Origin of the sequence: Ralstonia sp. 1138, from assembly GCF_040544795.1 — a bacterium.
Taxonomy (GTDB): Bacteria; Pseudomonadota; Gammaproteobacteria; order Burkholderiales; family Burkholderiaceae; genus Ralstonia; species Ralstonia flatus.
In genome coordinates this window covers 1,509,657-1,521,515 of the sequence record NZ_JBEPKQ010000001.1, presented here as the reverse complement: position 1 = coordinate 1,521,515, position 11,859 = coordinate 1,509,657, and the positions used below count along the sequence as shown (strand labels likewise).

The window sequence follows — 11,859 nt, the reverse complement described above, 5'->3', positions numbered from 1 at the left end:
GATAAAGTACTTGCTTAACTATTCCGAGTCGCTATAGTTAACCACATGCTTAACCATGACACCTCCCTCGATCTCGCCTTCCAGGCCCTGGCCGACGGCAACCGGCGCGCGATGCTGGTGCAGCTCGTGCGCGGCCCGGCGTCGGTGAGCGAACTTGCGCAACCCCTCGACATCTCGCTGCCCGCGGTGATGCAGCACCTGTCGGTGCTGGAGAACTCCGGTCTCGTGCGATCGGAAAAGGTGGGCCGCGTGCGGACTTGCCGTATCGAACCCGAGGCGCTGAGCCTCGCAGAGCAGTGGATCAACCAACGACGCCTGGAGTGGGAACAGCACTTCGACCGCTTGGGCGCCTATCTGGAAACGCTCAAAACCCAAGGAGACTTGCATGACGACGACCATTGACAGCCCCGCCGGCACGACCCTGCGCCCCCTCGTGATCTCACGCACCTTCCCCGTTTCGCGCGACTGGGTCTTCAAGGCCTGGAGCACCGCCGACCACATCAAGCGCTGGTTCTGCCCGACGCACTTCACGGTGCCGGATGCAACGGTTGAATTTCGCGTGGGGGGCAAGTTCGATGTGTGCATGCGCTCGCCCGAGGGGCAAGACCACTGGTCGCGCGGCCACTTTCTGGAGATCGTGCCCAACGCGCGCCTCGTCATCGACATGAACGTTGTGGACGGCGACAACCGCCCGCTGATGAACGCCCACACCGTCGTCACCTTTGCCGAAGAGTGCGGGGGCACGCGCATGGAAGTCACGCAGACCCACACGCCGCTCGCGCCGATTGCCGAGATGATGATCAAGGGCGCGTCCGAAGGCTGGAAGCAGACGCTCGACAAGCTGGAACGCGAAGCCGCAAGCGTGCCGGTGGCCGATGGCATCCAGCGCTCGGTGGTGCATGCCACCTTTACGGTAGAACGCACGTACGACGCACCGCGCTCGCGCGTGTTCAAGGCGCTAACCGACCCCGCCGCCAAGGCCAAGTGGTTTGCCGGCGGCAACGGCTACACGCTGCTCGTGCGTGAAATGGATGCCACGCCGGGCGGCCGCGAGGTCGTCAAGGGCCGTTGGGACAGCGGTGTCGTCTCCAGCTTCGAGGCGCTGTATCACGACGTCATCCCGAACGAACGCGTCGTCTATTCGTATGTGATGCACCTGGACGACCGCAAGATCTCCGCCTCGCTCGCCACGTTGGAGTTGCGTGAGCCCAAGGACGGCTCCGGCGGCACGCACCTCGTCATGACCGAGCAAGGCGCCTTCCTGGATGGCTACGACGATTCCGGATCGCGCGAGCGCGGCACGCAGTTCCTGCTCGACATGCTGGGCAATTCGCTCAAGGACTGAGCCTGGGCAATACGTCGCGCGCGACGGCCGCCAACGTGACCGCCGTGCCGACGATCAACACTGCCCCCCACAGCACGCCGCCCAGGTGCGCGAGAAGCGCCTGGCGCGGCGTCATTTCGCATACTGCGCGATCCCGTGGCCGAACGACCAGTTCTCGGGCAGCACCTCTACGAGGTTGATGAATACGTCTTCGGGCCGCACGCCCGGCTTGTCGCCCAGCAGCTCGACGATGCGGCGATAGAGCGCCTGCTTCTGCTCGAGGTTGCGCGTGTTGTTGGCGGTGATCTGGATGATTACCACGTCGTCGCTGCGCACGATGCCGAAGTAGGTCGGGCTGACGCTGAAGGTGCTCGCGTCGTGCTCGGTCAGCGTCATGAAGCGATCGTCTTCCGGCACATTGAACGTCTCGCGCATGGCGCGATAGACGCCATCGAAAATGGCCTGGTGATAAGCGGCAGGCTTGCCGCGCCGCAGCGACACTTGAACGAGGGGCATGGTCCACTCCTTGGTTTGCAGTGACCACAGCATGCCTCACATTGCTCATTGCAAAAAGACATCCTAAGATATTTCAATCATTCGATTTCAAAATGATTGAACATGAGAATGCTCGATCTGGAGGCTGTCCAGGCCTTCGTGCTGACGGCCGATCTGAAGAGCTTCACGCGCGCGGCGGAGGCGATGGATTCGACGCAATCCGCGGTGAGCCTGAAGATCAAGCGGCTGGAAGATGCACTGGGCCGCCGGCTTCTGGAGCGCACGCCGCGCCTGGTGCGGCTGTCGCAGGATGGCGCGGCGTTTCTCGCGGCAGCGCGCGACCTGGTCGCGGCGCACGAAGGCGCGCTGGGCTCGTTTGGCGTGGAGCGGCGGCGCTTGTCGGTCGGGATGAGCCACCACATCGTCGGCGCAGAACTGCCCCGCCTGTTGCGACAGATGGGCCGGGCCGAACCGACGCTCACACTGGAAATCCGCATCGCCAGTTCCTGGGAAATCGTGGAGATGTTCGAAGGCGGCGTGCTGGATGCCGCCATCGTGCTGCGCCACGACAACCGCCGCACCGACGGCGAAGTCCTCATGGAAGAGCCTTTCGGCTGGATGGCCGCACCCGACTTTGAGCACCGCGCGGGCGAACCGGTCCGTCTGGCCAACCAGACCGAAACGTGCCGCATCCGGCAGATGGCAACGACGGCGTTGGACACCGCGGGCATCGCCTGGCAAGAGGTCTTCATCGGGGGCGGCGTAGCCACCATCGGCGCGGCGGTGGCGGCCGGCTTGGCGGTGGCGGCACTCAGCCGACGCGTGGCACCGGCCGGCACCATCGATGTGGGCGATGCGCTTGGCCTCCCGCCGCTTCCGTCGCGCAGCGTGGTGCTGCATTCGCGGGTCGCCGATCCGGCCGCAAAGAAGGCGCTGCGGACCTTCGCCTCCACCTTGCGGGCCACGGGCGGACGATAGCGGGACGCCCCTGGCCCGCGCATTTTGCGCAATCGCTGCACCGCGCGACGCCTGCGGGGCGACTATGCTTTGCCGCATGAAGCCCCGCACTGAACACGACTACCACCGCCGCATCGCCCGCGTCATCGAGGCGATCCTGGCCGACCCCGCCGCGCCGCATACCGTGCAGAGCCTGGCAGCGGTGGCACACCTGTCGCCGTTTCACTTTCACCGCATCTACCGCGCGCTCACCGGCGAAGGCGTGTTCGAGACCGTCCAGCGCCTGCGGCTGGCGCAGGCCGCGCACCGTTTGAGCGGCGCGGAAGACTCCGTCACCGATGTCGCGCTCAACGTCGGCTATGGCAGCCCGCAGGCATTCGCCCGCGCTTTCCGCGAGTTCACCGGCGTGAGCCCGCGCGCGTTCCAGACCCGGCAGCAGGCGCTGAATGTGCGCAGCACCGAGACCGCAGACTTGCCCCCCATTGAGCTGATCGAACAGCCGCCGCTGCACGCGCTCTGCCTGCGCCACGACGGCCCCGTCGCCACCATCCGTCAGACGTTTGTCATGCTGCGGCAACTGCTCGGCATCGATATGGAATCGGCGGACGCGCCCGACCGCATTGGCATCTGCTATGGCGATCCCGAAACGCCCGGCTCGTTCGAATACTTCGCGGGGGTGATCCTCGATGCGCCGCGCGCGATCACGGGTCGCCTGCAACCGATGCGCATCGAAGGCGGTCTCTACGCTTGCCATCGGCTGATCGGCCCCTATGCGCTGATCGCACCCACCATGCAGGCGCTCTATGGCGGCTGCCTCCCCAGCTATGGCTTCGAACCGGACGACCGGCCGGCGCTTGAGCTGTATCGCAGCCCCGGGCGGCACCACCCGCCGCGCGCCTGCGTGACCGACCTGATGATCCCCATCCGCAAGGAGTGAAGATGTTGCGTCGTTGCCTTGCCGCCGCGCTGGCGGCCTTTGCCGTGGGTGCGGCCTATGGCGGTTCCGCTGATGAGCCTGCTGCGCCGTACCACGTCGGTGAAGCCACCCGCGCATTCCATCCGCAGGCCGAGCGCCATTGGCGTGGGGCGCGCACGCAGGCGCTGATCACCAACGTCTGGTATCCGGTGGACATTTCCGTGCCGGAGGTTTCGCACAACGTCGATGTGCCGGGCAGGTCGCCGTTCCGCATGCAGCCATCTGCGGGGGAGGCGCCCGTCGCTTCAACGCAGGCTCAATATCCGCTGCTGCTGCTTTCACACGGCACCGGCGGCACAGCCGGAAGCCTCGATTGGATGGCCGCTGCCCTGGCCGCGCACGGCTACATCGTCGCGGGCGTGAACCACCCGGGCAACACGGCGCTTGAACCGCTCACGCGCGACGGCTTCATGCTCTGGTGGGAGCGCGCCACCGATATGAGCGAAATGTTGGATGGCGTGCTTGCCGATCCCGTGTTGGGCGCGCATGTCGATCGCACGCGCATCGGCGCCGTGGGCTTTTCGTTGGGTGGCTATACCGTTCTGGAGCTGGCCGGCGCACGCACGGATGTCGCGGCCTTCATGGCGTTCTGCGGCTCGCCACAGGCGGACGCCATCTGCCACCCGCCGGAGATGGCCCGAGCGCAGATCAACCCCGCTGCCGACACAACAAGGTCACCGCAGACGGAAGCGTCCCTCGCCCGCTCCGGAGCGTCCTACCGCGACGCACGCATCAAGGCCGTTTTTGCGATGGCGCCCGCCCTGGGCATGGCGATGGACGCCACGTCGCTTGGCAACATCAGCATCCCCGTCTCGCTGATGGCCGGAGACGCGGATGTCACCGTGCCCGTCGACACCAACGTGCGACACGTCGCCAAGATGCTGCCCAAGGCCGATCTGCTGCTGGTGCCGGGGGCGTCGCACTACACGTTCGTGGACACGTGCCTGCCCGGGGCCGCACCCCATGTGCCGCTGCTGTGCAAGGACAACCCCGGCGTCGATCGCGATGCGGTGCATGCCCAGGCCGTGCGCCGGGCGCTGGATTTTTTTGCGGCGACGCTGCCCGGTCAGACCTGAGCGTCGCCCGCGGTTCGGTGCAGATCGATTACTGCTTCTGCACCGCCACGCTGCCGATCGAATAGCCCGCGCCAAACGAACAGATCATGCCGAGGTCACCGGACTTCAGGTCGGCACGGTGGCGGTGGAACGCAATGATGGAACCTGCCGATGCCGTGTTGGCGAACTCGTCGAGAATGACCGGCGCCTCGTCGGCCGATGCGTCGTGCCCAAGCAGGCGCTTGCCGATCAGCTGGTTCATCGCCAGGTTCGCCTGATGCAGCCAGAAGCGGCGCACGTCGGCCGGCGCGTGGCCCAGTTGCTGCAGATGGCCGGCAATGTGCTCCGCCGCCATCGGGCAGACTTCCTTGAAGACCTTGCGGCCTTCCTGGCGGAAGAGTTGATCGCGGTCGTCGGGGTTGCGGTCTTCGCTGCGCGAGAGGTAGCCGGCGTTGTTGCGGATGTTGTTGGAAAAGCTCGTCGCGCATTTGGTGCCGAGCACGCGCCAGGCGTCCGCAGAGCGCGTGTCTTCCGCGCGCTCGACCAGCACGGCCGTGCACACGTCGCCGAAGATGAAGTGGCAATCGCGGTCTTTCCAATCGAGGTGGCCGGAGGTGATTTCCGGGCTCACCACGAGCGCGGCGCGCGCTGTGCCGCTGCGCACGGCATTGATGGCCTGCTCCAGCCCGAACGTGGCCGACGAGCACGCGACGTTCATGTCGAACGCGTAACCGCCCGCGCCAATGCCGTTCTGAATTTCCACGCCCAACGCCGGATACGGGCGCTGGAAGTTGGACGTGGCGCAGAGCAGCATGTCGACGTCGGCGGCGTCGCGTCCGGCAGCGGCCAATGCGTCGCGCGCAGCGGCCACGCCAATCTCGGCTTGCAGCGACAGCGCATCGTCCGGGCGCGGCGTCAGACGCGGGCGCATGCGCGTCGGGTCCAGCACGCCGGCCTTGTCGATCACGTAGCGCTGTCGAATACCCGAAGCCTTCTCGATGAACTCCGCCGACGATTCCGCCAGCGCCGGCAGCTCGCCCGCCGCAATCGCCGCAGCGTGCTGCGCGTTGTAGAGCTGGGTGTAGGCGTTGTACGAGGCGACCAGCTCCTCGTTGGTGATGACCTCGGGCGCGACCCACAGGCCCGTGCCGCTGATAACGACGTCGTGCATACCCGGAATTTGTGAATTTTTCGTGGCGGCGACGATAGCACATCGGCCCGGCAATGCGGGCTGCGGGATGTGGTCGTTTACATCTACTTTGGCGTTGCGCTGCAGCGCGCACATGGGCGGGCGCGCATCCCCGCCTCGGCGCCCTGCGCCGAAAACAATGCGTTAGGCTAGTCGTCAGCCCCCAAACTTCGCAGGTCTCTAATGCCGATGCTCAACCCTTTCCGCATCGCCCATGCGTGCGTGGCCGTTGCCGCTGCCCTCGCTGCCTCGCTGGCGCTGGCCCATCCGAAGCTGCTCTCGGCCAGTCCCGCCGACAAGTCCGTTGGCCCCGCACCGGCCCAGATTGCGCTCCATTTCTCGGAAAAACTGGTCGCCCAGTTCTGCGACGCCACGCTGCTGATGAACGCAGCCTCCGGCCCGACGAATGTGGCCGCCAAGGTCGCCACGAGCACCGACGGGCGGACGCTGACCGTCTCGCCCACGCAGCCGCTCGCGCCCGGGGCCTACCGCGTCGACTGGCATGTCGTGGCCGCAGACACGCACCGCGTAGCCGGCAACCTGACGTTCCAGGTGAAGTAACGCGATGCCGGAGGACTGGCTGGCCGTCACCCTGCGCTTTGCGCTGTATCTGGATTTGATGGTGCTCTTTGGCGTATCGCTTTTCAGCCTTTACGCGCTCGGGCCGACCGATCCATCGTCGGGCGTCTTTCGGCTGTACGGCAGGATGATCGAGGCATCGGCGTTGGCCGGCATCGTGCTGTCGATCTGGGACGTGGTGGCGATGGCCGAGTCGATGAGCGGCGCCGCACGCTACAGCGAACTGACCAGCCATGTCTTCGACATGATCCTGACCGGCACGGCAGTCGGCGCGGCCTGGCTGGTGCGCATAGCGGTGCTTGCGGCGGGTCTCGTCACGGCAATCGCGTGGCGCCGAAATGCGCGCCGCCGACAGATCGGGCTGGCCGCGTCGGGCGCCATCGCGCTGGCCACGCTTGCATGGGCGGGGCACGGTGCCATGGACGACGGCTTGCGCGGCGGGCTGCATCTCGCCGCTGACGTGACGCATCTGCTGGCGGCTGGCATGTGGGTGGGTGCGTTGGTCGCCTTCGTGTTGCTGTCGTCGGCACGCCGGACCGGCACGCCGCATACGGTGCAAACGCTCAGCAGTGCCGCCAGCGGCTTCGCGACCATCGGCACGTGCATCGTCGCGATGTTGATTGCGACGGGCGTCGTCAACTATGTGCTGGTTGCCGGCCCGACGTTCGATGCGCTGTTCACTACGCCGTATGGGCGGTTGCTGCTCGGCAAACTGGCGCTGTTTGCGCTGATGCTTGCACTGGCGGCGGGCAATCGCTATCGATTGAGCCCGCGGCTTGCGGCTGCAATTCGCACGGGCGATTCCACGGGTGCGGTGAAAACGCTGCATAGAAGCCTGCAGGCGGAAACCTGCCTCGCCGTGCTGATCTTGGCGCTTGTCGCGTGGCTTGGGCTGCTTTCTCCAGTGCCTGCGTAGCGTCTCACGCGGTCAACAAAACAAAACGGGTGACAGCGCGGCGCCGTCACCCGTTCGTTGTTGCTTACCGTCGGCGCGGCGCTTACTTGTTCGCCGCAAGCTCCATGATCATGCGCGACAGCAGGTAGAGACGCGGCACGACGCTCTCCACTTCTGCGTATTCCTCCGGCGTGTGGATGCCGCCGCCGACGATCCCGAAGCCATCGAGCGTGGGCGTGCCGACACCGGCCGACAGGCTGGAATCGGCGGCGCCGCCGCTGCCCTCGAGCGTGAGCTTGCGGCCGATCTCGCCGTAGATGGCTTGCGCCTTGGCGGCCAGCTTGTCCGATGCGTCATTGCGCGGCATCGGCGGGAAGCTGCGTACCAGCGAGGTCTTCACTTCCGTGCCCGGAATCAACTTGTTGGCCGATACGCGCGTCAGGTCGCGCTCCACGCGGTCGAATTCCTCCGGCACGGCCACGCGCACGTCTGCGTACGCCGTTGCATGGTCGGGGATGACGTTGGTCGCATCGCCCGCCTTGAGCACCGTCACGTTGAAGGTCGTCTGCTTGGCGCTGTCGCCCAGCTTGCCGACTTGCAGCACCTGGTGCGCCAGTTCGTTGGCGGCGTTGCGACCGGATTCGGGCGCCACGCCAGCGTGCGCGGCCTTGCCTTTGATGTCGATCTCCGCGGTGCCGCTGCCCTTGCGCCACACAACCAAGCCGTCGGCAGGCCGGCCCGGCTCCAGGTTGAGCGTCACGTCATGTTGCTTGGCTTCGCGCTCGATCAACGCGCGCGTACCCTTCGAGCCAGTTTCCTCGTTGGTGTTGAGCAGCAGCGTGACTTGCCCGTATTGCTTGAAGTCGAGCTGCTGCAGAATCTTCATCGCATACAAACCCGCCACCACGCCACCCTTGTCGTCCATCACGCCGGGGCCGTAGGCGCGCTTGTCCTTGATGGTGAACGGCTTGGCGCGGGCAGTGCCGTCCTTGAAGACGGTGTCCATGTGGGCCATCAGGAGAATGCGCGTTTTGCCGGTGCCCTTCCAGGTCGCAAGGATGTTGTTGCCCACTGCCGGCGCCGCAGACACCGTTTCCACCTGGGCGCCAGCCTTGCGCAGTTCGTCGGTCACGATGGTGCCGATTTGGCTGAGACCCGCTTCGTTGCCCGTGCCCGAGTCGATGTTCACCAGGCGCTCCAGCAGTTGAAGTGCGTCACCGCGATAGCCCTCGGCGGCGGACAGCACTTTGGGATTCGCATCGGCGGCACAAGACAGGCCTGAGGCAAACAGCAGCAACGCAGCAACGGCAAGGCGAGACGGTTTCATACAGGACCTTTGTTAGCGAGTGGCGAAACGGCCATTACACACAAGATCGGCGCGCGCGGGCAGCCATGTTGCGTGCGGCGCACGGTCCTCACCCGCAGCTTGCTCTCGCGCCGCAACTCATGCAGGGGCACAACTATTCATTGCATGCATTACCGGTCATTCAAAGAATAAATTTCACAAATAATGCATGCCTCGCTAATCTGGTTCCCCCCTTTGATTCAGCGAGCAGACGATGGCGGAGCTTTATCTCGTGCGGCACGGACAAGCCTCGTTTGGCGCGGCAGATTACGACCGGCTCTCCGAGCGCGGCGAGCAGCAGAGCGTCTGGCTCGGTGAATATTTCGCGCGGCAGGACATCGTTTTTGATCGCGTCATCTGCGGCACCTTGCGCCGGCATGAACAGACCGTCGATGGCATCCTGCGCGGCATGGGCATGTCAGGCACGGCGGTTGAGCAGCATGCCGGGCTGAACGAATACGACTTCCAAGGGCTGTTTGCCGCGCTAGGCGAAGATTTTCCGGAGCTGACACAACTGGCTTCGGGCTCGATGCGCGACCATTACCGGGCGCTCAAGCAGGTGCTGCACCTCTGGTCGGACGACAAGATCCGCGGGCCGCTGCCCGAGACGTGGGCGGCCTTCCAGCAGCGCGTGGCCGATGCGCGCACGGCCATCCAGGCCGGGGGTGGGCAGCGTGTGCTGGCGGTCAGTTCCGGCGGCCCGATCGCCGTGACCGCACAGCAGGTGCTGGCCGCACCGCCCACCAGCGCGATTGCGCTGAACCTGCAGATCCGCAACAGCAGCGTCTCGCAGTATTTCTTCAACGCCGAATCGTTCCAGCTCGCCACCTTCAATGGCATCCCGCATCTGGACGACCCGGCACGGCGCGCGTTCCAGACCTACGGCTGAACGCCCACGCAGACGCCCACAACACATCACCATTGGAGGAGCACACCATGAGCACGAACCTGTTCGACCTGACCGGAAAGATTGCCCTTGTGACCGGCGCCAGCCGCGGCATTGGCGAAGAGATTGCCAAGCTGCTGGCAGAACAAGGGGCACACGTGATCGTGTCCAGCCGCAAGCTGGCCGACTGCGAAATCGTGGCCGAACGCATCCGCGCTGCGGGCGGCAAGGCTGAAGCCCTCGCCTGCCACGTCGGCCGCATGGAAGACATTGCCGCGGCGTTCGACACCATCCGCCGCACGCACGGCCGGCTCGACATTCTCATCAACAACGCCGCGGCGAACCCGCACTTCGGCCACATCCTCGACACGGATCTGGCAGCCTACGAGAAGACGGTGGAAGTGAACATCCGCGGCTACTTCTTCATGTCGGTCGAAGCCGGCAAGATGATGAAGGCCCAGGGCGGCGGTGCGATCGTCAATACCGCGTCGGTCAACGCGCTGCACCCGGGCGACAAGCAGGGCATCTACTCCATCACCAAGGCTGCCGTGGCCCACATGACGCGCGCGTTCGCCAAGGAATGCGGGCCGTTCGGCATTCGCGTGAACGCGCTGCTGCCGGGGCTGACCAAGACCAAGTTCGCAGGCGCGCTGTTCGAAGACAAGGCCACGTACGACCGCTGGATCAGCGAAATCCCGCTGCGCCGCCACGCCGAACCGCGCGAGATGGCGGGCACGGTGCTTTATCTCGTGTCGGATGCGGCGAGCTACACCAACGGCGAGTGCATCGTCGTCGATGGCGGCATGACGGTCTGAGAAAACGGGGCGCCTACCGCACCAACCGAGTCGCCCGTCACGCCGCTGCGGCGCGGCCGCAACATCGTCCTTGAAATCTGTGGATACCTGTATATATTTACAGTAACTGTAAATTTATACAGCACTGCCATGGACGACCTGATCCGCATCGAAAACGAGTACGACCGCCAGACGGTGCTCTGGCTGCGCGAGCGTCTGGGTGAACAGGCGCTGAACGAAGTCGTGTTGCGCATGGAGGTGCGCGGGCGGCCCTATGCGTCGGAAGTCTGCCGCACGCTGGGCCTGACGCCGCCGCCGCGCAAACGCGCGACGCCCCGTGCGCGGCCGCTCAACCGGGCCGTGGGCGAAGCCTATCTGGCCACCATTCGGGGCATTCTGCGCGGCGGACACGCGGCAGCGTAAGGCCGTTTCACGTTAATCCGCCAGCGTGGCGGCGGTTTCTTCGCGCAGCCACGCGAGCCAGGCGCCCGCCGCGCTCTCGGCAGCAATAGGCGCATCGGCCAGCAAGTAGTAGCCAGAGCCGTCGCGCAGGAACCCTTCGGGCGCGACCAGCCGCCCATCTTTCAAATCGTCACCGGCCATCAGCTTTGATGCGATGGCCGTGCCCTGCCCGGCCAGGGCCGCCTGCAAACTCAAATAGAAATGTTCATAGCGCGCCTCGGGCAACCGCCCGCGCGGTCGGGCCGTGCTGCTGGCACGCCACCACGCTTGCCATGCATCGGGGCGCGTGGCGGTATGCAGCAGCCTGCGGCACGCGGCGGGATCCGCTTGCGGGGCGTGCACCGGGCCGATCCACTCGTCGCAAATGGGGGCTGCATGCACGTGCGCGGGCCATGCAAAGTCATCACGGCGCAAGGCGACGTCCACACCGCTGCGCGCGAAATCGATCGGGCCGCCCGCCGCGAACAGATGCACCTGGATGGCCGGATGCCGTGCCTGAAAGCGGGACAGCCTCGGGATCAACCATCGCATCGCCAGCGTCGGTTCGCATGACACCACCAGCGCTGAAGACGTTGCCCGGCGCGCAATCCGGTCGATGCTATCCGTGAGAATTCCGAACGCATCGGTGGCAGCGGCATGCAGTTGTTCGCCCGCCGATGTCAGGAAGACCGCCCGATTGCGACGCTCGAACAAGTCCACGCCTAACGACGCTTCCAACTGCCGTATCTGGCGGCTGATCGCGCCATGTGTCACGTGCAGCTCCTGCGCCGCGCGCACGAAGCTGCCGTGCCGTGCCGCAGCCTCAAACACACGCAGCGTATTCAGTGGAGGCAGTGCCATCTATCAGTTTTTCTCACCTAAAAAGAGCATCATAAATCGATTTTCAGCGATGACGGATGCCT

14 protein-coding genes are annotated in these 11,859 nt (G+C 65.5%); 10 read left to right on the top strand and 4 right to left on the bottom strand.

Annotated features, from left to right (window positions below):
* The first annotated feature begins 45 nt into the window (after positions 1-45).
* Positions 46-402, top strand: coding sequence for an ArsR/SmtB family transcription factor (locus ABIC76_RS06745; protein WP_027679942.1), 357 nt, complete (start codon positions 46-48; stop codon positions 400-402).
* Complete coding sequence (locus ABIC76_RS06740; RefSeq protein WP_354533397.1) at positions 386-1,345, top strand: SRPBCC family protein; 960 nt, start codon at positions 386-388, stop codon at positions 1,343-1,345. The genes ABIC76_RS06745 and ABIC76_RS06740 overlap by 17 nt, the downstream gene beginning before the upstream one ends.
* Before the next feature lie 111 nt (positions 1,346-1,456).
* On the opposite strand, the gene ABIC76_RS06735 is transcribed toward ABIC76_RS06740, so the two are convergent.
* Positions 1,457-1,840, bottom strand: coding sequence for a tautomerase family protein (locus ABIC76_RS06735; protein WP_354533396.1), 384 nt, complete (start codon positions 1,838-1,840; stop codon positions 1,457-1,459).
* 102 nt (positions 1,841-1,942) lie between these two features.
* Here ABIC76_RS06735 and ABIC76_RS06730 point away from each other — a divergent pair, with 102 nt between their 5' ends.
* The 3 genes from ABIC76_RS06730 (at position 1,943) to ABIC76_RS06720 (ending at position 4,828) form a co-directional block, all read left to right on the top strand.
* Positions 1,943-2,797 carry a LysR family transcriptional regulator gene (locus ABIC76_RS06730; protein WP_354533395.1) on the top strand — a complete coding sequence of 285 codons (855 nt, stop codon included), beginning with the start codon at positions 1,943-1,945 and terminating at the stop codon, positions 2,795-2,797.
* A 76-nt stretch (positions 2,798-2,873) separates the two neighbouring features.
* On the top strand, positions 2,874-3,713 hold the full coding sequence (locus tag ABIC76_RS06725; protein ID WP_354533394.1) for an AraC family transcriptional regulator: 840 nt from the start codon (positions 2,874-2,876) through the stop codon (positions 3,711-3,713).
* Positions 3,714-3,715: 2 nt separating this feature from the next.
* Complete coding sequence (locus ABIC76_RS06720; protein WP_354533393.1) at positions 3,716-4,828, top strand: alpha/beta hydrolase family protein; 1,113 nt, start codon at positions 3,716-3,718, stop codon at positions 4,826-4,828.
* Positions 4,829-4,856: 28 nt separating this feature from the next.
* Here ABIC76_RS06720 and ABIC76_RS06715 read toward each other — a convergent pair whose 3' ends face one another.
* Positions 4,857-5,978, bottom strand: coding sequence for a beta-ketoacyl-ACP synthase III (locus ABIC76_RS06715; protein ID WP_354533392.1), 1,122 nt, complete (start codon positions 5,976-5,978; stop codon positions 4,857-4,859).
* Positions 5,979-6,179: 201 nt separating this feature from the next.
* On the opposite strand from ABIC76_RS06715, the gene copC reads away from it, so the two are divergent.
* Together copC and copD are read left to right on the top strand one after the other, a co-directional pair.
* Positions 6,180-6,557, top strand: a complete 378-nt coding sequence (gene copC, locus ABIC76_RS06710; protein ID WP_502947841.1) for a copper homeostasis periplasmic binding protein CopC — start codon at positions 6,180-6,182, stop codon at positions 6,555-6,557.
* 4 nt (positions 6,558-6,561) lie between these two features.
* Positions 6,562-7,491 carry a copper homeostasis membrane protein CopD gene (copD, locus tag ABIC76_RS06705; protein ID WP_354533391.1) on the top strand — a complete coding sequence of 310 codons (930 nt, stop codon included), beginning with the start codon at positions 6,562-6,564 and terminating at the stop codon, positions 7,489-7,491.
* Positions 7,492-7,573: 82 nt separating this feature from the next.
* On the opposite strand, the gene ABIC76_RS06700 is transcribed toward copD, so the two are convergent.
* A complete protein-coding gene (locus tag ABIC76_RS06700) occupies positions 7,574-8,797 on the bottom strand; it encodes a M20/M25/M40 family metallo-hydrolase (protein ID WP_354533390.1) in 1,224 nt (407 codons plus the stop codon).
* A gap of 232 nt (positions 8,798-9,029) precedes the next feature.
* On the opposite strand from ABIC76_RS06700, the gene ABIC76_RS06695 reads away from it, so the two are divergent.
* The 3 genes from ABIC76_RS06695 to ABIC76_RS06685 all read left to right on the top strand — a co-directional run bounded on the left by ABIC76_RS06695 (position 9,030) and on the right by ABIC76_RS06685 (position 10,918).
* A complete protein-coding gene (locus ABIC76_RS06695; protein ID WP_102065364.1) occupies positions 9,030-9,704 on the top strand; it encodes a histidine phosphatase family protein in 675 nt (224 codons plus the stop codon).
* 47 nt (positions 9,705-9,751) lie between these two features.
* Positions 9,752-10,516 carry an SDR family oxidoreductase gene (locus ABIC76_RS06690; protein WP_316874585.1) on the top strand — a complete coding sequence of 255 codons (765 nt, stop codon included), beginning with the start codon at positions 9,752-9,754 and terminating at the stop codon, positions 10,514-10,516.
* Between the two features lie 129 nt (positions 10,517-10,645).
* Entirely contained in the window at positions 10,646-10,918 is a 273-nt protein-coding gene (locus ABIC76_RS06685) for a CppA family protein (protein WP_102065366.1), read from the top strand.
* Between the two features lie 12 nt (positions 10,919-10,930).
* Here ABIC76_RS06685 and ABIC76_RS06680 read toward each other — a convergent pair whose 3' ends face one another.
* On the bottom strand, positions 10,931-11,797 hold the full coding sequence (locus ABIC76_RS06680; RefSeq protein ID WP_354533389.1) for a LysR family transcriptional regulator: 867 nt from the start codon (positions 11,795-11,797) through the stop codon (positions 10,931-10,933).
* Positions 11,798-11,859: the final 62 nt, after the last annotated feature.

Coding starts and splice junctions, on each gene's coding strand:
- ABIC76_RS06745 (WP_027679942.1), top strand. CDS start 46: ATGCTTAACCATGACACCTCCCTCGATCTCGCCTTCCAGGCCCTGGCC.
- ABIC76_RS06740 (WP_354533397.1), top strand. CDS start 386: ATGACGACGACCATTGACAGCCCCGCCGGCACGACCCTGCGCCCCCTC.
- ABIC76_RS06735 (WP_354533396.1), bottom strand. CDS start 1,840: ATGCCCCTCGTTCAAGTGTCGCTGCGGCGCGGCAAGCCTGCCGCTTAT.
- ABIC76_RS06730 (WP_354533395.1), top strand. CDS start 1,943: ATGAGAATGCTCGATCTGGAGGCTGTCCAGGCCTTCGTGCTGACGGCC.
- ABIC76_RS06725 (WP_354533394.1), top strand. CDS start 2,874: ATGAAGCCCCGCACTGAACACGACTACCACCGCCGCATCGCCCGCGTC.
- ABIC76_RS06720 (WP_354533393.1), top strand. CDS start 3,716: ATGTTGCGTCGTTGCCTTGCCGCCGCGCTGGCGGCCTTTGCCGTGGGT.
- ABIC76_RS06715 (WP_354533392.1), bottom strand. CDS start 5,978: ATGCACGACGTCGTTATCAGCGGCACGGGCCTGTGGGTCGCGCCCGAG.
- copC (WP_502947841.1), top strand. CDS start 6,180: ATGCCGATGCTCAACCCTTTCCGCATCGCCCATGCGTGCGTGGCCGTT.
- copD (WP_354533391.1), top strand. CDS start 6,562: ATGCCGGAGGACTGGCTGGCCGTCACCCTGCGCTTTGCGCTGTATCTG.
- ABIC76_RS06700 (WP_354533390.1), bottom strand. CDS start 8,797: ATGAAACCGTCTCGCCTTGCCGTTGCTGCGTTGCTGCTGTTTGCCTCA.
- ABIC76_RS06695 (WP_102065364.1), top strand. CDS start 9,030: ATGGCGGAGCTTTATCTCGTGCGGCACGGACAAGCCTCGTTTGGCGCG.
- ABIC76_RS06690 (WP_316874585.1), top strand. CDS start 9,752: ATGAGCACGAACCTGTTCGACCTGACCGGAAAGATTGCCCTTGTGACC.
- ABIC76_RS06685 (WP_102065366.1), top strand. CDS start 10,646: ATGGACGACCTGATCCGCATCGAAAACGAGTACGACCGCCAGACGGTG.
- ABIC76_RS06680 (WP_354533389.1), bottom strand. CDS start 11,797: ATGGCACTGCCTCCACTGAATACGCTGCGTGTGTTTGAGGCTGCGGCA.